An 18,160-nucleotide genomic window follows, 5' to 3' on the forward strand; every position below is an offset into this window, starting at 1 on the left:
TGCATATTAGGCCCTGTGCCCGACTCGGGGCGGGTTCCTACAGTTCAGGCGCGGAGGATCTGCCGGCCGATGGCGTACTTGTGCACCTCGGTGGGGCCGTCGTAGAGGCGGAAGGCGCGCATGTCGCGGAAGATCATCTCGACCACGGTCTCGTCGGAGATGCCGATGCCGCCGAGCACCTGGACGCAGCGGTCGGTGACCTTGAACAGTTCCTCGGAGACGGAGGACTTGGCGATCGAGGACTCGTGGCGGGCCTTGTGGCCCTGATCCATCAGCCAGCAGGCGTGCCAGATGGTGAGGCGGCACTGGTGCAGCGCGATCTCGTTGTCCGCCAGCATGAACGACACGCCCTGGTGCTCGCCGATCGGCTTGCCGAAGGCGGTGCGGGTCTTGGCGTAGTCGACCGCGATGGCCTGGGCGCGTTCGGCCGCGCCGAGCCAGCGCATGCAGTGGGTGAGGCGGGCGGGGGCCAGCCGCAGCTGGGCGTAGCGCAGCGCCTGGCCCGTCTCGCCGAGCACGGATTCCTTGGGCAGCACCAGGTTTTCGAAGTTCACCACCGCGTGGCCGCCGACGTAGTTGCGGTCCATGGTGTTCATGATCCGCTCGATGACGATGCCCTCGGTGTCGCCGTCGCAGAGGAACAGGGTGGGGCCCTCGGGCAGGTGCGGGTTGGCGGCCAGGCGCGCCATGATGATCCAGGTCTTGGCGCCGTCGGCGCCGGTGATCAGCCATTTGCGGCCGTTGATGGTGAAGTTCTCGCCGTCGAAGACGGCCTCGGTGGCGAGCTGGTTGGGGTCGGAGCCCGCGCCGCCCGGCTCGGTCATGGCGAAGACCGAGCGCTGGTGGCCGTCGATCACCGGCCGCAGGAAGCGTTGCGTCTGTTCCGGATTCGCGATCTTGGACAGCATGAACATGTTGCCCTCGTCGGGGGCGGCGCAGTTCATGGCGACCGGGCCGAGGGTGGACCAGCCGGCGGCCTCGTACAGCACGGCCTGTTCGACGTGGGTCAGGCCGCGCCCGCCCAGCTCGACGGGGGCCTGGATGGTGAGCAGCTTCTCGGCGCGGGCCAGCTCCACCATTTCCTGGCGCAGTTCGTCGTTGGGGCCGTGCGCGGTCAGGCGCGGGTCGCGTTCGAAGGGCACGATCTTGTCGATGACGAACTGGCGGACGCGGTCGCGTTCGGCAGCGAGGTCGGCGGGAATCGAGAAGTCGATCATCGTGGTCACCATCCGTCAGGAGTCGCGGTCGAGCCGAGCATACGACGGCCACCCCACCCGACTGAAGGCACCCGCCCTCAAACGAGGACGCGACGCAGGAAATCCTCGACTTCGGCCCGGTAGAGGGCCGGTTGATCGTCGTGCACCAGGTGCCCGGCGTCCGCGATGACCACGTGCCGGGCGTCCGGATGCAGCGCGGCCATCTCCCGCATCTGCCCCGGCGGCGTGATGGTGTACTCGCCCTCGATCAGCAGCGCGGGCACGGTCACCGACTTCCATTGCGTCCAGAAGTCGCGGGTGCCCCACTCCTCGGAGATGTCCCGGAAGGTCGGCACCTCGCCGTGCAGGTGGTAGCCGTCGGGCTCGCGCCGGAACGAGTCCAGGAAGTACCGTCCGGCCACCGGCCCGAAGAACTCCAGCACGGCCGCCTCGGTCTCGAACGGGACCGGCCACGCCTCGACCATGGCCGCCCAGTCCGCCGCGGTCCGGCCCTGGAAGTCGGGGGCCATGTCCTCGACCACCAGCGCCCGGACCCGGTCCGGATGGGCGGCGGTGAACATCCAGCCGTGCAGGCCGCCCATGGAGTGCCCGATCACCACCATCGGCTCGTCGATGTGCGCGGTCGCGGCCGCGAGATCGGCCACGAAGGCCTCGGTGGTGAGCCGCGGCGGCGCGGGCCGCCCGTGCCCGGCCGCGTCGAACGTGTACACGTGCCCGAATTCCCGCACCCAGGGCAGCTGCGCCCGCCAGGTCCGGGCACTGCCCATCAGCCCATGCAGCAGCAGGATCGGAGTCCCGGTGCCGCCTTCGTCATACAACATCGCCCCGAACGATACGTCCGGAGTGCCGGAGTACATTCGCAGGCATGGCAGTCGTCAAGATCAACGCAATCGAGGTCCCCGAGGGCGCCGGCCCCGAACTGGAGAAGCGTTTCGCGCACCGCGCGCACGCGGTCGAGAACTCGCCCGGATTCCTGGGCTTCCAGCTGCTCCGCCCGGTCGCCGGCGACAACCGCTACTTCGTTGTCACGCAGTGGGATTCGGAGGAGTCCTTCGCGGCATGGCGGGACGGCCCGGCGCGCGAGGCGCACGCGGGCGAGGCGCGCAAGCCCGTCTCGACCGGCGCGTCGCTGCTGGAGTTCGAGGTCGTCCTGGATGTGGCGGGCAAGAACGCCTGATCACCGGCCACCGGCTACGCGTACACGGGCGGCAGCGGCATGCCGCGTTCGCGGAGGACGTCGCGTAGCCGGTCCGGGTAGTCGGTGATGATGCCGTCGACGCCCTTGTCGATCAGAGCCCGCATGGTGGCGGCGTCGTTCGGCGTCCACGGCACGACGAGCATGCCATTGGCGTGGGCTTCCTGGACCATGCTCGCGCCGACCAGGGGAATCTGCACGGAGCCGTCCGGCGGCAGGGATTCCATGGGTGAGATGGCCGCCGCGCCGAACGATTTCGCGGTGCGGACCAGGCTGCCGCCGTAGGCGAGGGGATGCAGCCCGCCGAGCCACGGCGAGAAGGGGTACACCTTGGTCGGGTCGGTGAGGGCGTAGAGCGGGATCGCCGGGTCGGCGCGGTGCACGAGTTGCAGAGCGCCCCAATCGAAACTCTGGATCTTGACGTTGGAGGCGAAGCCGGAACCGGCGATCTCGCCGAGGGCGCGGCTCACGAAATCGGCGGCCGGGCGGGTATCGGAGCCCGCCGGGTTGGTCTTGAGCTCGATGCTGAAGGAGATCCCCGCGGCCCCGCGCTGCCGGGCCAGGTCGAAAACCTCTGCCAGGGTGGGCATCTTCGCGCCCGGGGCGGTGCGCTGCCCGGGGAAGTCGGCCTGCGCCGCGGAGCCGCAGTCCAGGGTGCGCACCTGGTCGAAGGTGAGTTCCTTGATCAGCTTGCCCACATACGGATATTGCGGGTCACCGGCGGAAACCGGAGCGGTGTCAGCGCATTTCGCGCCGTCGACGCGGCTGTCGTGGGTGATGACCTCGCGACCGTCCTCGGTGATCGCGATATCCATTTCGAGTGTGGTCACACCGATTTCGAGGGCGTGCGCGAAGGCGGGAAGCGTGTTCTCCACCACCAGTCCGCGGCCACCACGATGGGCTTGCGAGTCGAAGTTCGAGGCGGGGGCGGCGCCGGCTGTCGCCGGGAGCAGGGCCGCGCAGGCGCTGACGGCAGCGGTCAGCAGCAGCCAGGTTCTCGTGTGCACCGAATCCCTTTCGTAGAGCGGCAACGCGCTACACCTCAGCACGACCGGGTGCGGTTCGCACGGCGATCTCGAACACGTTCTCACCGAGCGGGATTCACTGGCGATCGATCCCGGCCGACGTCGGCGCCGGCCGGGATCTCACGAGTTGCGGTACGCCTTACGCCTCGAAGCTGGCGTCCAGCTCGATGGTGTCGACACCGGTCAGCGCCTTGGACACCGGGCAGCCCGCCTTGGCGGCCGCGGCGGCGGCCAGGAACCCGGCCTCGTCGATGCCGGAGGCCTTGCCGACCAGGGTCAGCTTGATCTTGGAGATGCGGAAGCCGCCGGCCGGGTCCGGACCCAGGGTCACGTCGGCGGTGATGTCGAGGCTCTGCACGGTGCCGCCCGCCTTGCCGATCTCGCCGGACAGGGCCATGGCGTAGCAGGAGGAGTGCGCGGCCGCGATGAGCTCTTCGGGGCTGGTGGTGCCGTCGGCCGCGTCGGCGGCGCGCTTGGGGAACGAGATGTCGTACTTGCCGACGCCCGAGCTGACCAGCTCGACCTGACCGGAACCGTCCTGCAGACCACCGGACCAGCTGGTACGCGCGGAACGTGTAGGCATCGTTACGTCCTTTCGTATGGGGGAACTCGACTTCCGCTCGAACCTACCCGGTGGCGGCGGCCCTGTGGTCCCACTGTTCGAGGATGCGCGGCCAGGACTGCCGGTGCCGGTCCCGGGCGGGCTCGTCGGGGAACCCGGCGTGGGTGAGCAGCAGGGCGGTGCCCGCGCCGTGCGCCGAGAGTTCCACCGTGAGCACGGTTTCCGCGCCCGCCGTGCCGTCGGTGATCCAGGTGAGTTCCACCAGGTTGTCCGGGACCAGGCGGAGGAAACGCCCGTAGTGCGGGCGGCCGCCGCCCGCCGTGAAGTAGAACGGCTCGTTCACCTCGGGCCGCATGCGCACCGAACCCGGGTCCGCGAACCAGGTCCCGAACTGTCTGGTGGCCATGCGGTAGAGCTCGGCCGGGGAGGCGGCCATGATGCGTTCGGCGACCAGCGAGAACGGTCGTGCGGCGAGGTCGGGTGGCCGCGGGGGCGCAGCGTTCATGGGCGGCGACGATACCGCCCCGAACCGCGCTCACCCCGGATTGGTGACCCGGGCGAGCACGATACCGCCGATGATCATGGACAGCGCCAGCATCCGGCCCACGCTGAGCGGGTCCTTCTGCACCAGCACGCCCAGCACGATCGCCCCGACCGCCCCGATGCCGGTGAAGATCGCGTACGCGGTGCCCACCGGCAGCGACTGCATGGCGTAGGACAGCAGGTACACCGCGACCGCCGCGAGCAGGAAGCACAACAGGGTCGGGACCGGCTTGGTGAAATTCTGGGTCGGTTTGATCGACTGCGACCAGGCGATCTCCACCAGGCCGGCCACACCCAGGACGAGCCAGTTCATGTCAGTACTCCTTACCGAGCGCGCGGACCGCGTCGAGGGCGGCCGCGTAGGAGGCGTCGTGCTTGTCGCGCAGGTGGGCCAGCGCCGGATCATGACGGGCGTTCACCAGTTCGGCGTTGACGAAAACCGTGTCCTCGACGGCGAAGTGGCCGGCGAAGAAGTCGCGCAGGTAGCGCTCCTGGTAGTCGTAGATCGCCTTGGGCGCGCCCGGGGAGTACGCGCCGCCGCGGGCGGTCACCACGACGAATCTGGTGGGGGCCAGCGACATTCGCGGGAAGGTGATCTGGTCCAGCCAGGCCTTGAGGCTCGCCGGGATCGAGTAGTTGTACATCGGCGTGCCGATCAGCACGACATCGGCGGCGCGGACCTCGTCGAGCAGGGGTTCGACGATTTCCCAGGCCCGCTGCTGCGCGGGTGAGTCCACCAGGTCGGCCAGGCGGTCCAGGTCGGTGCTGCCGTGCGCGAGGACACGGTCGCACAGTTCGGTCCAGCCCTCGCCGATGAACGGGATGGGGTCGGCGGCCAGGTCGCGGTGGACGTAGGCGCCGTCGGGGTGTTCGGCCCGCCAGGCGTCGGCGAAGGTCGCGCCGAGCAGGCGGCTGACGGAGTTGCGGCGGGCGCTGGCGTCGAGGTGCAGCAGGGTGGTCATGAGCGGGTCTCCCATCAAGTGGACATGCTGTCCGGTTACTTCTCCGACGGTAGACCTGAACCGGACACGTTGTCCACTTATTTCCCGGCGGCTACAGTGAGCTGCATGAACACCCCCGGCCTACCGCTCATCGACGACCAGGCCGCGCCCGTCGAACGCGCCGACGCGGCTCGCAACCGGGCCAAGGTGCTGGCCGCCGCCGCGCGACTGTTCGCCGACCGCGACCCGCGCACGGTCACCATGGACGACATCGCCAAGGCCGCCGGGGTCGGCCGCGGGACGCTGTACCGGCGCTACCCGGACGTGGGCTCGATCGCGGTGGCCCTGCTCGACGAACACGAGAAGGCGCTGCAGGAACAGCTGTTGCGCGGGGAACCGCCGCTCGGGCCGGGCGCGCCGCCCGCAGAACGGCTCACCGCGTTCTACGCCGCGATGCTCGAATTGCTCGACACCCACGCCCATTTGGTGCTCGGCGCGGAGACCGGGGGCGCGCGCTTCCGCACCGGCGCCTACCGATTCTGGGCGCTACACGTACGGACACTGCTCACCGAAGCCGGTGTGGCCGAACCGGATGCACTGGTGGACGCCCTCCTCGCCCCGCTCGCCGCCGAGGTGTACCGGCAGCAGCGCGACCGCGGCCTCGGCACCGGGCAGATCGCCGCCGGACTCGCGAGGCTCGCGCACGGCGTGCTGGACTCACCCCGGCCGTGACACGGCGCCGCGACCGTCCACGGGTCGGGTGGACGGTCGCGGCACACGGTATTCGCTTGTGCCTCACACCATGTCGCTGCGGCGCACCAGCCAGATCGTGCCACCCGCGAACAGCAGCACGTAGACGGCCAGCACGATCAGGGACTCGCCGCGCGAGAGGATGCTCAGCACCCCCGGCGTGGCCGGGCCGCTCACCGTGCGCATCGCGCCCGCGAGTGAACCGGCGGCCGTACCCGGCAGGTGATCGGTGACCCCCTCGATCGGCGAGAAGATCGCGCCCACGCCGCGCAGCAGATTCTCCACCACCAGCACCCACACCAGGCCGAGACCGACCGCCAGCGCGGGACCTCGGGCCGCGGTCCCGATCAGTGCGCCCGCCAGCGTCCACATGCCCAGAATCGCCGCGCCCGAACCGATTCCGAGCAGCATCCGGCCCAGGGACGGCAGCGCCAGGGACTGCCCCTGGGTGCTCGCGATGAGCGCCGCCACGCCGGTGTCGACCGCGAAGGCGACCAGCACCAGCGCGACCACCGTCAGCGCCAGGCTCGACACCACCGCGCCGATCACGGCGACCCGCGAAGGGCCCTGCGTGAGTGCGGTTTTCCAGCTGCCCCAGCCGTACCCGCTGCCCGTCGCCAGCGCGCCCAGCACCAGCATGAGCGCACCCCCGAACAGCGCCATGCCCTGCGTGAACACCTCCGGCACCGCGGCGGGCAGCATCTGCTGCAGGAGCACGTCGCGGGGCAGACCATTGGACATGCGCGTGCTGCTGCCGGTCGTGTAGGCCAGGTAGTTGAACAGATAGGCGAAGGTGAGGTTCAGCAGGATCCAGGTGCCGAGCACGATCCAGAAGGCGGGCCACTTGCGCAGCCGCAGCAGTTCGGCTCGGGCGCTTGCCACCAGATCCGTGACTGCGCCGCCGTGGTCGCCGGGTGCGCGGGAGTCGGTCATTTCGCTGTCTCCGTCATCTCGAAAAACACTTCTTCCAAGGACTTTTCGTCGCTGCGCAGCTCGACCAGATCCGCGCCCGCCGCGATGACCGCGCGCGCCACCGTGGGGGCTTGCGCGGATCCCGCGTCGACACGGATTCCGGCGGCGGTCAGCAGCGCGGATCGCTCCCCCACCGCGGCGCGCACGGCCTGGAACGCCACCTCCAGGGGCTCGGCGCGGACGAGCAGGGACGCCTGGCCGCGCAGGTCCCGCACCGTCGATTCGGTGAGCAGGCGGCCGTCGGAGATGACGCCGACGCGATCGCAGATCTCCTGCACTTCGCTGAGCAGGTGACTGGACAGCACGACGGTGTGCCCGTCGGCGGCGAGTCCGGTGATGAGTTCCCGCATGTCGGCCATGCCCGCGGGATCCAGGCCATTGGTGGGTTCGTCGAGGATCAGCAGGTCGGGGCGGCCGAGCAGGGCGGCCGCGACGCCGAGGCGCTGCTTCATGCCGAGCGAGTAGGTGCGGAACCTGTCCTTGCCGCGGGCGGAGAGGTCCACCCGGGCCAGGGCGTCGGCGACCGCGTCGTCGCCGACCCCCCGATAACGGGCCAGGACGCGCAGGTTGTCGCGGCCCGAGAGGTAGGGGTAGAAGCCGGGGCCCTCGATGAGAACGCCCATGCGGCGCAAGGCATCCGGGTCGCCGGGCGCGCGGCCGAGCACGGTCGCGGCGCCGGAGTCCGGGCGAATGAGACCGGCCAGCATGCGCAGCGTGGTGGTCTTGCCCGCGCCGTTGGGGCCCAGGAACCCGTAGATCTCGCCGCGGCGCACGCTCATGCTGACCTCGTCCACGGCGGTGTGGGGGCCGTAGCGCTTGGTCAGCCGGTCGGTGACGGCGATCGCTTCGTTCATGGCTTCCACGATCCGATTCCGGGGACGGAAAGTAATCCGTCCCGGCGCGTGATCGGGTGTACGTATCGAGACGTATTCGGGGGCCGTATCCGGACGTATTTCGGTGCGACACGATGCCGCTGCCCGCCGACGGCGCTACGGTGCAGCTATGGACACACGCGGGGGAAGGCTGGGTCGGCGCGACGTGCTCCCGGCTCTGGCGGTGGGGGCGGTACAGCTCGGCGCGGGCCCGCTGGCCAATCATCATCAGAACGTGCCGCGCGCCCTCGACCTGCTCGGATACGTGCTGCTCGCGGTAGGTCCGGCGCTGCTTCTGCTGCGCCGGCGGTACCCGCTGGGGGTGTTCTACGGGACGATGGCCGTCACCGTCGCGTACCTACTGTTCGGTTATGGATACGGGCCGATCTTCGTATCGCTCGTCGTCGCCTTCCTGACCGCCGCCGTACGCGGATCCCGTTGGTACACCTACCCGTTCGTCGCCGTCGGGTATCTGCTCATGGTGTGGCCGGTCCCCGGGTGGTGCGGGTACCGGACCAGCGCCTGGCAGGAATTCGGTTTGCTCGCTTGGCTTTTCCTGCTGGCGGCCGCCGCCGAAGGGCTGCGGCAGCGGCGCGTCGCCCTGATCGCGCGACGGCAGCGCGCCGAAGCCGCGGCACGCGAGGAACAGGCCGAACGGCAGCGCGCCCGCGCCCAGCACGCCCTGGAATCGGCGGAGCGGGAACAGCGGGTCACCGAGGAGCGCCTGGCCATCGCGCGCGAACTGCACGACGTGCTGGCGCACAGCCTCTCGCTGATCAATGTGCAGTCCTCGGTCGCGCTGGAGTTGTTCGAGCGCAAGCCCGAACAGGCCGCCACCGCGCTGGCCGCCATCAAGACCGCCAGCAAGGACGCGCTCGGCGAGGTCAACGCCCTGCTGCGGTCCATCCGCGGCGGCACCGCCACCGTCGCCGCCCCCACCACGCCCACCATCGGCATCACCGACCTCGAGAAACTCACCGGACCGGCCCGTGCCGCCGGACTCGAGGTGCACACCATGGTCACCGGTGGACCGCGCCGGCTGCCCGCCGTGGTCGACGTGGCCGCCGCCCGCATCGTGCAGGAGTCGCTCACCAATGTGGTGCGGCACGCGCCCGGCGCGAGCGTGCTTGTCACCGTGCACTATGCGGCCGAACGGCTACAGCTCACCATCGACAACACCCGGCCCACGCGTCAGCCCGCGCCCCAGTCGCCGTCCGGCGGCCACGGCATCACCGGCATGACCGAACGCGCCCACGCGCTGGGCGGGCAGCTCTCCGCCGAACCCAAGGCCGACGGGGGGTTCCGGGTCAAGGCGCGCCTGCCCACCCATCTGGCCCACCCCGAACCGGCTGCGTAACCTGGGAATTCGAGGAGGACCGATGCCGATCCGAGTGGTGATCGCCGACGACCAGGCGCTGGTGCGCGCGGGCTTCGTCGCGCTGCTCGGCGCCCAAGACGACATCGCGGTGGTGGGCGAGGCCGACCACGGCGGCCAGGCCGTCGACCTGGCCCGAACCCTGGTCCCCGACATCGTGCTCATGGACATCCGCATGCCGGTCCTGGACGGGCTGGCCGCCACCCGCGCCATCGCCGCCGACCCAGCCCTCGCAGCGGTGAAGGTCATCGTGCTCACCACCTTCGACCTCGACGAATACGTCTTCGAGGCGATGCGCGCCGGAGCCACCGGCTTCCTGGTCAAACACACCGAACCCGCCGACCTGGTCAAGGCCGTCCGGGTGGTCGCGGGCGGCGACGCCCTGCTCTCCCCCAGCGTCACCAAACGCCTGGTCGAGGAATTCGCCACCCACGCCAAACCCGCCCCCGCCGCCGCCTTCTCCGAACTCACCGACCGCGAACGCGAAGTCATGACCCTCGTCGCCGAGGGCCTCACCAACGCCGAGATCGCCGAACGCCTCTACCTCAGCCCCGCCACCGCCCGCACCCACGTCAGCCGCATCCTGGTCAAACTCGGCGCCCGCGACCGCACCCAACTGGTTGTCCTGGCCTACGAATCCGGTCTGGTCCGGCCCGGCTGGCAGTGATCAGAAGGTGCTCCAGTACTCCCCCACCGTGAAGCTCTGCACCACACCGCGTTTCATCTGCGGATCATCGGTGATCGTCACCATCTGACGCGACAGGTCCAGCTTCATGCCGTCCGCGGCGAGGAACTGCTGACTGTTGGCGGTGAAGGTGAAGAACTTGGCCTCGAACGGCTGCGCACGCAACTGCGGGACATCGGCGCGCAGCACCCGCGGACCACCGGGCTCCTCGCACACCGCCAACCGCTGCGTGGTCCCGAGCAGGGCGCCGATCAGCAGCACCGGGCGTTCGCCATCACCGCAGCGCGCGAAGGAATCCCGCCAGCCCTGCGCATCCGCGGCGGGCGGCTGGGCGCCCGAGGTGGCGGGAATCGACGGGGTCGCCGCGGCCGTCGTCGTCCCCGTCGGCGGCGTGGCCGTCGCCGGTGACGCGGCATCGCTGCCCGAGCACGCCGCCGTCGACGCCAGGAGCGCGAGCCCGGTCAACACCGGAAAACAGGAACGAACCACGAACATCGGGGCAGGGTAGCAATCACGCGAACCTCCCCGAATCGGTCGCCGATTAGGTCGCCGCCGGATACGTACCCGGACGTAGTCGCGAAGCCGACTCGAAGCGGATTCCCCGCCAATCGAATCCGCGCATGCTCGAAGGCATGAGCATGAACTTCGGCATTGTCATCGCGCCCCGGTCAGGGGCCACCTGGATCCACGCGGTACAGGCCGCCGAGCGGCAGGGCTACGGCACCGTGCTGCTGCCCGACACGCTCTACACGCCCTCGCCGTTCCCAGCACTGGCCGCCGCGGCGGCCGTCACCACCACCCTGCGGCTACGACCCAACGTGCTGGCCGCGCCGATGCGGTCGGCAGCCGCCACCGTGCGCGAAACCGCTGCGCTGCAACTTCTTTCCGACGGGCGGTTCGAGCTCGGGCTCGGGACCGGACGACCCGATGCGGCTGCCGAAGCCGAAAAGCTCGGTGTCGCCTTCGGTTCCGCGGCCCAGCGTCGCGACCACCTGGTGGACGTCGTGCGGGCCGTCCGCGCGGAGGTCTCGCCCGCGCCGCCCGTCGTCATCGCCGCGTCCGGTGCACGCATGCTGGGCGCCTGCGCCGAGATCGCGGACCGCATCCACCTCGCCGTCGATCCGGCCGCCACCGAGGACGACCTGGCCGACATCGTCGCACAGGTCCGCGACCGCACCGACCGTCCGATCCCGTTCAGCCTGCAACTGGTCGCCATCGGCGAGATCCTGCCGCCCTATCTGAGCAAGTTCCGGGGCCTCAGCGTGGATCAGTTGCGCGCCGCCGGCGCGGCCGCTCTGCTGCCCGCCGATCCGGGCGCGGCGGCCGAACTGCTCGAGCACCGCCGCGAGAAGCTCGGCATCGACGAAATCCTGGTGCCGGGCGAGCTCGCCGACGCGTTCGCACCGGTGATCGACCGCAGCCGCTGAACCTCAGCGCACCGGCTCGCCGAGACCCAGCCGAATGGCCTGTTCCACCGGGGAATACGCGCCGTCCGGCCGATCCAGAACGCAAGGCTCGCGGGACAGCAGCGGGGGCTGTGCCAAGAATCGGGGGCGTCCGGTGCGATTGGGCTGGGCGGCGTGGATCAGGAACGGATGGCACAGGTAGACATCGCCCGCCGCGCCGGTGGCCAAGGCCTCGGGGAGATCCCCCGTGGCGGTGTAGAAGTCGGCCAGGTCGAACATCGTGGTACCCGCCTCGCCGAACGACTCCAGCTCCCGGGCCAGACGCAGGTGCGAGCCCACGCGGATGCGGGTCGGTGCGTCCTCGACGCCGATATCGGAGAAAAGGAACAGCATGAGCAGGCAGCGACCCCGGGAGAAGACGTTCACCCGCCAACTCAGATAGTCGTCGCGCGCGGCGTCGCCGGGAAAGCTGACATCGACATGCCAGCCGGCGTCACCCGGCGGCTCCGGGCTGGGAAAGCGAATCGGCCAGCTGCCCAGGCTTCGGCGCGGGATCCAGCGGCCGACGCCCGCCAACTGGTCGAACGCCTCGACCAGGGGCGCGGCGGTGACGGCTCGGGCGAACGGCTCCTCGGCATGGTCCCAGAGCCGAACGACGGGCTGTGTCCAGGTCACGGGATCATCGGGGTCGCAACCGGTTTCGCGCCACAGGATCGACCGGCCCGCGGCAGCGGTCTCGGCCGAGAAGGCTCCGTCGATCTTCACGAAACCGTCGGTGATGAAGGAGGCAATCTGTGCGTCGGTGAGCATCGCGTCCCAGCATCGACCACACCGGAGTCGCGCCGCCACCGAATTTCGGCCCCGGACATGGCGGAAGCCCCGCCCTCCCGAAGGAGGAGCGGGGCTTCCGTTGTCTCGCTGAGACTTACTCGCCGGAGGCGGCGGCCGGAGCCTCACCCGCGAGGGCGGCGACCGGCTTGTCCTCGGCGGCCGAGTCGGCCTTCTTGGTCAGCTTGGCCTTGGACGCGAAGGTGAACTTCGCGTTCTCGCCCTGACCCTCGCCGTCCCAGCCCTCGACGTCCACCGACACGATCTGGCCGGGGCCCAGTTCGCCGAAGAGGATCTTCTCCGACAGCTGGTCCTCGATCTCGCGCTGAATGGTGCGACGCAGCGGGCGGGCGCCCAGGACCGGGTCGAAACCGCGCTTGGCGAGCAGGCTCTTGGCCTTCTCGGACAGCTCGATCTCCATGTCCTTGTTCCTCAGCTGGTTGGCGACGCGGCCGATCATCAGGTCGACCATCTGGATGATCTGGTCCTGAGTCAGCTGGTGGAACACGATCACGTCGTCGATACGGTTCAGGAACTCCGGGCGGAAGTGCTTCTTCAGCTCGTCGTTGACCTTCAGCTTCATCCGCTCGTAGTTCGAGCCCTCCGCGTTGGACTGGGCGAAGCCCAGGCCCACCGCCTTGGAGATGTCCGAGGTACCGAGGTTCGAGGTGAAGATCAGCACGGTGTTCTTGAAGTCGACCGTACGACCCTGACCGTCGGTCAGGCGACCGTCCTCCAGGACCTGCAACAGGGTGTTGTAGATCTCCTGGTGCGCCTTCTCGATCTCGTCGAACAGCACCACCGAGAACGGCTTGCGACGCACCTTCTCGGTGAGCTGGCCGCCCTCCTCGTAACCGACGTAACCCGGAGGGGCACCGAACAGACGCGAGGCGGTGAAGCGGTCGTGGAACTCGCCCATGTCGATCTGGATGAGCGCGTCGTCGTCGCCGAACAGGAAGTTCGCCAGCGCCTTCGACAGCTCGGTCTTACCGACACCGGACGGACCGGCGAAGATGAACGAGCCCGACGGACGCTTCGGGTCCTTCAGACCGGCGCGGGTGCGGCGGATGGCCTTGGACACGGCCTTGACCGCGTCTTCCTGGCCGATGATCCGCTTGTGCAGCTCGTCCTCCATGCGGAGCAGACGGGTGGTCTCCTCCTCGGTGAGCTTGAACACCGGAATACCGGTCCAGTTGGCCAGGACTTCAGCGATCTGTTCGTCGTCGACCTCGGCCACGACGTCCAGATCACCGGAGCGCCACTGCTTTTCGCGCTCGGCCCGCTTGGCGACGAGCTGCTTCTCCTTGTCGCGCAGACGCGCGGCCTTCTCGAAGTCCTGCGCGTCGATCGCGGACTCCTTCTCCCGGCGCGCCTCGGCGATCTTGTCGTCGAACTCGCGCAGGTCCGGCGGCGCGGTCATCCGGCGGATGCGCATGCGCGCGCCCGCCTCGTCGATGAGGTCGATCGCCTTGTCCGGCAGGAACCGGTCGTTGATGTAGCGGTCGGCCAGCGTGGCCGCGGCGACGAGAGCGCCATCGGTGATGGAGACCCGGTGGTGCGCCTCGTAGCGGTCCCGCAGACCCTTGAGGATGTTGATGGTGTGCTCGACCGTCGGCTCGCCCACCTGGACCGGCTGGAACCGGCGCTCCAGGGCGGCGTCCTTCTCGATGTACTTGCGGTACTCGTCGAGGGTGGTGGCGCCGATGGTCTGCAGCTCACCGCGAGCCAGCTTGGGCTTCAGGATCGAGGCCGCGTCGATCGCGCCCTCGGCCGCGCCCGCACCCACCAGGGTGTGCAGCTCGTCGATGAACAGGATGATGTCGCCGCGGGTGTTGATCTCCTTGAGCACCTTCTTCAGGCGCTCCTCGAAATCACCGCGGTAGCGGCTGCCCGCGACCAGGGAACCCAGGTCGAGGGTGTACAGCTGCTTGTCCTTCAGCGTCTCCGGCACCTCGCCGTTGACGATGGCCTGGGCGAGACCCTCCACGACGGCGGTCTTACCGACGCCGGGCTCACCGATCAGGACCGGGTTGTTCTTGGTACGGCGGCTCAGCACCTGCATGACGCGCTCGATTTCCTTCGAGCGGCCGATGACCGGGTCGAGCTTGCCCTCGAGGGCGGCCTGGGTCAGGTTCCGGCCGAACTGGTCCAGCACCAGCGAGGTGGACGGGGTGCCCTGCTCGCCGCGCGAACCGGAACCCTCGACCGGCTCCTTGCCCTGGTACCCGGACAGCAGCTGGATGACCTGCTGACGGACGCGGTTGAGATCCGCGCCCAGCTTCACCAGCACCTGCGCCGCGACGCCCTCACCCTCGCGGATCAGGCCGAGCAGGATGTGCTCGGTGCCGATGTAGTTGTGACCGAGCTGCAGCGCCTCACGCAACGACAGCTCGAGCACCTTCTTGGCACGCGGGGTGAAGGGGATGTGACCGGACGGCGCCTGCTGGCCCTGCCCGATGATCTCCTCGACCTGCGAACGCACACCCTCCAGCGAGATGCCAAGGGACTCCAGCGACTTCGCCGCGACGCCCTCGCCCTCGTGGATCAGGCCCAGCAGGATGTGCTCGGTGCCGATGTAGTTGTGGTTGAGCATCCGGGCCTCTTCTTGGGCCAGGACAACGACCCGCCGCGCGCGGTCGGTGAACCTCTCGAACATCGCTCCCTCACTCTCCTGCTCCGCCATCACTGGCATCCGGCGCTTCAGACCCTGTGCTGCCCTTCTGGTCGCCAGCCTGCCATGAAGCCCTGGGGTTGCATCCCCCGACTCCACTCTAGTTGCCGGGGGTCACGCACGTCGTCCGTCCACCCTATTGCGAACCGGCGACAGTACGACTCATTCAGTCATAACGGGGCAGTTGCGCGGCTCGTTTCCGAACTCGCTACGCCCACAGCGAACAAGCCGGTCAGTCCGGGAAATCGAGCGCGTCGGCTATCCGGTGAGCGGCGGGACGAACTCACACGGGACCGGCCGCGGATGCTCCGGATCGAGAGCGTTGAGCGCGATCATCGCCCCGCGGTGACTTCCCGCGATCGCGAGGTGGTCGGAGTAGTCGATCGGGCAACCGTCCTGCATGAAGAAGTTCGCGACGTTCGGACCGGGCACCAGACCGATCGTGTACGGCACGATCAGCTCGTCGTAGCGGGTGTCCAGGTTGGTGTACGCCACGGTCGGGTCGTAGACGCCGTCGGCGTTCAAGGCCGTCATGAACGGATCCCCGCCCAGCATCTCCGAGCAGGCCGGGCACACGCCCATGCCGACCGCGGCGTCCACGGTCGCGGTATCGGCCCCCAAGCGCGCGGCGAAGGCCCGCACCGTGGCCATGTTGTCGCCGTAGGTGCCGAGCCACGGCGCGGCGATGGCCACGAACTTGTCCACCTGACCCGAACCACCGAGCCGCTTGATGAAGTACTGGCCGACGATATTGCCCTGCGAATGGGCGATCAGATCCACCTTCGGAGCTCCCGTCGCGACCCGAACCCGGGCGACGAAGGCGGCCAGCTGCGCGGAGCTGTCCTCGATGGTCCGGAAACCGCCCATGGCCGACAACGGCCACGGCACATCCAGCGCGCCATAGGTGAGCGCGAAGACGCAGTAGCCCTCATTGGCCAGCAGCGGCGCGTAGGCGCCCCAGTTGGTTTGCGCCCCGCCGGCGGTGCCGTGCACCAGCACCACCGGATCCGGATGCGCCGCGGACGGCTCGCAGTTCCAGTCGTTCGAGCCCGGCAGCGAACCACCGGGATCGGCGAGCTCGTACGGAATACCCGCGAAGAAATTGAAGCTGACCGGGTACTCCGCGCGAGCGGCGCCGCTCGCGGCGATCCCCAGCATCGCCAATACCGCCAGGATCAACAGCGAACCCGATGTTCCCCGCACCGTTGTCGTTCCCCGCACCCTTGTCATCCCTCCCGATGCCCCGAATCCCACGGTGAACCGGCCGGTCAGGCGCCCGTGAAGGGCGGGACGAACTCGCACGGGACCGGACGGGGGTGCGCCGGATCCAGGGCGTTGAGCGTCATCATGGCCGCGCGGCGGCTGCCCGCGATGGCCATGTGATCGGAGAAGTCGAGTGCGCAGCCCTCCTGCATCAGGTCGTTGGTGACGTTCGCGCCCGGGACCAGTGCGATCGACGGCCACACCGCCTCGTCGAAGTTGGAGGCCAGGTTGGTGTAGGTGACCGACGGGTCGAACACGCCGTCGGCGTTCAGGGCGTTCATGAAGGAGGAGTTGCCGAGCATCTCCGGGCAGGCCTGGCAGATGACGCCCATGGTGGCCAGGTTGTCGATCTGGTCCGCGGTCGCGCCGAGCTGCTGGCCGAAGGCCCGGATCACGTTCATCTGGTCGCCGAAGATGCCCAGCCACGGGGGCGCGATGGCCGCGAAGTGGTTGACCTTGCCGGCGCCGCCGAGCCGCTTGATGAAGTAGTTGCCGACGGTGTTGCCCTGCGAGTGGGCGACGAAGTCGACCTGCGCGGCGCCGGTCGCCGACAGCACCCGGTTCACGAAAGCGGCCAGCTGAGCCGCACTTTCGGGGATCGGCTTCATCCCGCCCAGCGCGTTCAACGGCCACGGGACGTCGAGGGCGCCGTAGGTCAGGGCGTACACGCAGTAGCCCTCGTTGGCGAGCAGCGGCGCGTAGGCGCCCCAGTTGGTCTGCGCGCCGCCCGCGGTCCCGTGGATCAGCACCACCGGATCGGGGTGCGCGGCCGTCGGCTTGCAGGACCAGTCATTCGCGCCGGGGAGCGAGCCGCCCGGATTGAGCAGCTCGTTCGGGATACCCGCGAAGAAGCTGAATGTGACCGGATATTCCGCGCGAGCCGTACCGCTCGCGGTGATCCCTAATATCGCCAGCACCGCCATGATCAGCAGTGATCCTGGCGTTCCACGCATGGGCATCCTCTGCATGTTCCCTCCCAAATTAGAACGCGTTCCGACAACCTAGCCAGGAAACAAGCACGGAGGATGGATTACTGACGAGTAAGTTCTGAAACCGGTTTCACTACAGGAAAACGGCGATGGCCGGGACCCGCAGGCGGCTTGTGTTGCCGCATATCGGGTCCCGGCCAGCGCCGGAAGAGCGTGCCGAATTACTGCCGGGCGGAAGGGAATCCGGGCTGCGGGGCGTACTGCGGGTACATCGGAGCCGAGGCCGCAACCGGAGCCGCCGCCGACTTCTGGTCCGCCTTGGCGTGCTGCATGCCCGCCACGAACAGGGCACCTGTCAGAACCAGGAAGGCCAGGGTGTGGATCACCGCGCGCACGACGTTCCAAGCCACCCAGGAGCTTTCGAACTGGGACCGCACCGCCGCCAGATCCGGGATCTGCCCGACATCACCGGCATTGGCCAGCTGGTTGTTGAGCGGCACGTTGAGGCCGGAGGTCACCGCGAAGGCGATCACATTGAGCGCCAGCGCGACGCCGATCCAGATCAGCGTGGTGCGGGTGTCCTTGCCCAGGTGCAGGGCCGCGGCCAGCACGGTGAAGCCCACCGAACCCATGAAGGCGAGCATGAACGGCGGGTTGATGATGACCACGTTGATCTTCTGCATGACATCGACGAAGGTGCGGTCGTCGGACTGACCCAAGGCAGTCATCACCGAGGTCGCGTAGGCGAAGAAGATGCCGGCGGTGAGGCCGGTGGTCAGCGTCGCCGCCACCAGCGCGGCCGTGCGAAGTGCGAACATGGTCTCTCCTGACTGGATCTGCCACCCGTGTCGGTCCCGGGCGATCAACTACATTCAGTCAACCGTCAGCGGGCACGGAAACCCATGGCTCACAAGCTCGCACGCATG

Annotated in this window: 20 protein-coding genes; 5 read left to right on the top strand and 15 right to left on the bottom strand. The window is 69.0% G+C overall.

Annotated features, from left to right (window positions below; translation table 11 throughout):
- Positions 1–44: 44 nt before the first annotated feature.
- Positions 45–1,217, bottom strand: a complete 1,173-nt coding sequence (locus ACFRAQ_RS31560; protein WP_379106119.1) for an acyl-CoA dehydrogenase family protein — start codon at positions 1,215–1,217, stop codon at positions 45–47.
- A 77-nt stretch (positions 1,218–1,294) separates the two neighbouring features.
- A complete protein-coding gene (locus ACFRAQ_RS31565; RefSeq protein ID WP_379106121.1) occupies positions 1,295–2,038 on the bottom strand; it encodes an alpha/beta fold hydrolase in 744 nt (247 codons plus the stop codon).
- Positions 2,039–2,082: 44 nt separating this feature from the next.
- Between ACFRAQ_RS31565 and mhuD the strand changes: the two genes are divergently transcribed.
- Positions 2,083–2,394, top strand: coding sequence for a mycobilin-forming heme oxygenase MhuD (mhuD, locus tag ACFRAQ_RS31570; protein WP_357087432.1), 312 nt, complete (start codon positions 2,083–2,085; stop codon positions 2,392–2,394).
- Between the two features lie 14 nt (positions 2,395–2,408).
- Here the strand turns inward: mhuD and ACFRAQ_RS31575 are convergent, their stop codons facing one another.
- The 5 genes from ACFRAQ_RS31575 to ACFRAQ_RS31595 all read right to left on the bottom strand — a co-directional run bounded on the left by ACFRAQ_RS31575 (position 2,409) and on the right by ACFRAQ_RS31595 (position 5,504).
- The gene (locus ACFRAQ_RS31575) at positions 2,409–3,419 is read right to left on the bottom strand and encodes a glycerophosphodiester phosphodiesterase family protein (RefSeq protein WP_379106125.1); all 1,011 of its coding nucleotides are present in this window, start codon (positions 3,417–3,419) and stop codon (positions 2,409–2,411) included.
- 157 nt (positions 3,420–3,576) lie between these two features.
- The gene (locus ACFRAQ_RS31580; protein ID WP_379106127.1) at positions 3,577–4,020 is read right to left on the bottom strand and encodes an OsmC family peroxiredoxin; all 444 of its coding nucleotides are present in this window, start codon (positions 4,018–4,020) and stop codon (positions 3,577–3,579) included.
- Between the two features lie 43 nt (positions 4,021–4,063).
- Entirely contained in the window at positions 4,064–4,504 is a 441-nt protein-coding gene (locus ACFRAQ_RS31585) for an SRPBCC domain-containing protein (protein WP_379106129.1), read from the bottom strand.
- A gap of 30 nt (positions 4,505–4,534) precedes the next feature.
- Positions 4,535–4,855 (bottom strand): DMT family transporter, encoded by a 321-nt coding sequence (locus ACFRAQ_RS31590; RefSeq protein ID WP_379106131.1) that lies wholly within the window; start codon positions 4,853–4,855, stop codon positions 4,535–4,537.
- Position 4,856: 1 nt separating this feature from the next.
- Positions 4,857–5,504, bottom strand: a complete 648-nt coding sequence (locus tag ACFRAQ_RS31595; RefSeq protein WP_379106133.1) for an FMN-dependent NADH-azoreductase — start codon at positions 5,502–5,504, stop codon at positions 4,857–4,859.
- Positions 5,505–5,609: 105 nt separating this feature from the next.
- On the opposite strand from ACFRAQ_RS31595, the gene ACFRAQ_RS31600 reads away from it, so the two are divergent.
- The gene (locus ACFRAQ_RS31600) at positions 5,610–6,215 is read left to right on the top strand and encodes a TetR/AcrR family transcriptional regulator (protein WP_379106135.1); all 606 of its coding nucleotides are present in this window, start codon (positions 5,610–5,612) and stop codon (positions 6,213–6,215) included.
- Between the two features lie 63 nt (positions 6,216–6,278).
- On the opposite strand, the gene ACFRAQ_RS31605 is transcribed toward ACFRAQ_RS31600, so the two are convergent.
- Positions 6,279–7,166 carry an ABC transporter permease gene (locus ACFRAQ_RS31605; protein ID WP_379106137.1) on the bottom strand — a complete coding sequence of 296 codons (888 nt, stop codon included), beginning with the start codon at positions 7,164–7,166 and terminating at the stop codon, positions 6,279–6,281.
- Positions 7,163–8,059 (bottom strand): ABC transporter ATP-binding protein, encoded by an 897-nt coding sequence (locus ACFRAQ_RS31610; RefSeq protein WP_379106139.1) that lies wholly within the window; start codon positions 8,057–8,059, stop codon positions 7,163–7,165. The genes ACFRAQ_RS31605 and ACFRAQ_RS31610 overlap by 4 nt, the downstream gene beginning before the upstream one ends.
- A gap of 148 nt (positions 8,060–8,207) precedes the next feature.
- Between ACFRAQ_RS31610 and ACFRAQ_RS31615 the strand changes: the two genes are divergently transcribed.
- The gene (locus ACFRAQ_RS31615; RefSeq protein ID WP_379106141.1) at positions 8,208–9,434 is read left to right on the top strand and encodes a sensor histidine kinase; all 1,227 of its coding nucleotides are present in this window, start codon (positions 8,208–8,210) and stop codon (positions 9,432–9,434) included.
- A gap of 22 nt (positions 9,435–9,456) precedes the next feature.
- The gene (locus tag ACFRAQ_RS31620) at positions 9,457–10,119 is read left to right on the top strand and encodes a response regulator (RefSeq protein WP_379106143.1); all 663 of its coding nucleotides are present in this window, start codon (positions 9,457–9,459) and stop codon (positions 10,117–10,119) included.
- On the opposite strand, the gene ACFRAQ_RS31625 is transcribed toward ACFRAQ_RS31620, so the two are convergent.
- The gene (locus ACFRAQ_RS31625) at positions 10,120–10,632 is read right to left on the bottom strand and encodes a hypothetical protein (protein ID WP_379106145.1); all 513 of its coding nucleotides are present in this window, start codon (positions 10,630–10,632) and stop codon (positions 10,120–10,122) included.
- Between the two features lie 137 nt (positions 10,633–10,769).
- Between ACFRAQ_RS31625 and ACFRAQ_RS31630 the strand changes: the two genes are divergently transcribed.
- Positions 10,770–11,564 carry an LLM class flavin-dependent oxidoreductase gene (locus tag ACFRAQ_RS31630; protein ID WP_379106148.1) on the top strand — a complete coding sequence of 265 codons (795 nt, stop codon included), beginning with the start codon at positions 10,770–10,772 and terminating at the stop codon, positions 11,562–11,564.
- A 3-nt stretch (positions 11,565–11,567) separates the two neighbouring features.
- On the opposite strand, the gene ACFRAQ_RS31635 is transcribed toward ACFRAQ_RS31630, so the two are convergent.
- From ACFRAQ_RS31635 to ACFRAQ_RS31655, 5 genes are all read right to left on the bottom strand, one after another.
- Positions 11,568–12,353 (bottom strand): phytanoyl-CoA dioxygenase family protein, encoded by a 786-nt coding sequence (locus ACFRAQ_RS31635; protein ID WP_379106150.1) that lies wholly within the window; start codon positions 12,351–12,353, stop codon positions 11,568–11,570.
- 115 nt (positions 12,354–12,468) lie between these two features.
- On the bottom strand, positions 12,469–15,027 hold the full coding sequence (locus ACFRAQ_RS31640) for an ATP-dependent Clp protease ATP-binding subunit (protein WP_379106153.1): 2,559 nt from the start codon (positions 15,025–15,027) through the stop codon (positions 12,469–12,471).
- A 273-nt stretch (positions 15,028–15,300) separates the two neighbouring features.
- Positions 15,301–16,272, bottom strand: coding sequence for an esterase/lipase family protein (locus ACFRAQ_RS31645; RefSeq protein ID WP_379106155.1), 972 nt, complete (start codon positions 16,270–16,272; stop codon positions 15,301–15,303).
- 38 nt (positions 16,273–16,310) lie between these two features.
- Positions 16,311–17,258, bottom strand: a complete 948-nt coding sequence (locus ACFRAQ_RS31650) for an esterase/lipase family protein (protein ID WP_379106158.1) — start codon at positions 17,256–17,258, stop codon at positions 16,311–16,313.
- A gap of 197 nt (positions 17,259–17,455) precedes the next feature.
- Complete coding sequence (locus ACFRAQ_RS31655; protein ID WP_379106160.1) at positions 17,456–18,052, bottom strand: DUF1772 domain-containing protein; 597 nt, start codon at positions 18,050–18,052, stop codon at positions 17,456–17,458.
- Positions 18,053–18,160: the final 108 nt, after the last annotated feature.

This window comes from Nocardia sp. NPDC056611 (assembly GCF_042792755.1).
Taxonomy (GTDB): Bacteria; Actinomycetota; Actinomycetes; order Mycobacteriales; family Mycobacteriaceae; genus Nocardia.

Coding starts and splice junctions, on each gene's coding strand:
- ACFRAQ_RS31560 (WP_379106119.1), bottom strand. CDS start 1,217: ATGATCGACTTCTCGATTCCCGCCGACCTCGCTGCCGAACGCGACCGC.
- ACFRAQ_RS31565 (WP_379106121.1), bottom strand. CDS start 2,038: ATGTTGTATGACGAAGGCGGCACCGGGACTCCGATCCTGCTGCTGCAT.
- mhuD (WP_357087432.1), top strand. CDS start 2,083: ATGGCAGTCGTCAAGATCAACGCAATCGAGGTCCCCGAGGGCGCCGGC.
- ACFRAQ_RS31580 (WP_379106127.1), bottom strand. CDS start 4,020: ATGCCTACACGTTCCGCGCGTACCAGCTGGTCCGGTGGTCTGCAGGAC.
- ACFRAQ_RS31585 (WP_379106129.1), bottom strand. CDS start 4,504: ATGAACGCTGCGCCCCCGCGGCCACCCGACCTCGCCGCACGACCGTTC.
- ACFRAQ_RS31590 (WP_379106131.1), bottom strand. CDS start 4,855: ATGAACTGGCTCGTCCTGGGTGTGGCCGGCCTGGTGGAGATCGCCTGG.
- ACFRAQ_RS31595 (WP_379106133.1), bottom strand. CDS start 5,504: ATGACCACCCTGCTGCACCTCGACGCCAGCGCCCGCCGCAACTCCGTC.
- ACFRAQ_RS31600 (WP_379106135.1), top strand. CDS start 5,610: ATGAACACCCCCGGCCTACCGCTCATCGACGACCAGGCCGCGCCCGTC.
- ACFRAQ_RS31605 (WP_379106137.1), bottom strand. CDS start 7,166: ATGACCGACTCCCGCGCACCCGGCGACCACGGCGGCGCAGTCACGGAT.
- ACFRAQ_RS31610 (WP_379106139.1), bottom strand. CDS start 8,059: ATGAACGAAGCGATCGCCGTCACCGACCGGCTGACCAAGCGCTACGGC.
- ACFRAQ_RS31615 (WP_379106141.1), top strand. CDS start 8,208: ATGGACACACGCGGGGGAAGGCTGGGTCGGCGCGACGTGCTCCCGGCT.
- ACFRAQ_RS31620 (WP_379106143.1), top strand. CDS start 9,457: ATGCCGATCCGAGTGGTGATCGCCGACGACCAGGCGCTGGTGCGCGCG.
- ACFRAQ_RS31625 (WP_379106145.1), bottom strand. CDS start 10,632: ATGTTCGTGGTTCGTTCCTGTTTTCCGGTGTTGACCGGGCTCGCGCTC.
- ACFRAQ_RS31630 (WP_379106148.1), top strand. CDS start 10,770: ATGAGCATGAACTTCGGCATTGTCATCGCGCCCCGGTCAGGGGCCACC.
- ACFRAQ_RS31635 (WP_379106150.1), bottom strand. CDS start 12,353: ATGCTCACCGACGCACAGATTGCCTCCTTCATCACCGACGGTTTCGTG.
- ACFRAQ_RS31640 (WP_379106153.1), bottom strand. CDS start 15,027: ATGTTCGAGAGGTTCACCGACCGCGCGCGGCGGGTCGTTGTCCTGGCC.
- ACFRAQ_RS31645 (WP_379106155.1), bottom strand. CDS start 16,272: ATGACAAGGGTGCGGGGAACGACAACGGTGCGGGGAACATCGGGTTCG.
- ACFRAQ_RS31650 (WP_379106158.1), bottom strand. CDS start 17,258: ATGCGTGGAACGCCAGGATCACTGCTGATCATGGCGGTGCTGGCGATA.
- ACFRAQ_RS31655 (WP_379106160.1), bottom strand. CDS start 18,052: ATGTTCGCACTTCGCACGGCCGCGCTGGTGGCGGCGACGCTGACCACC.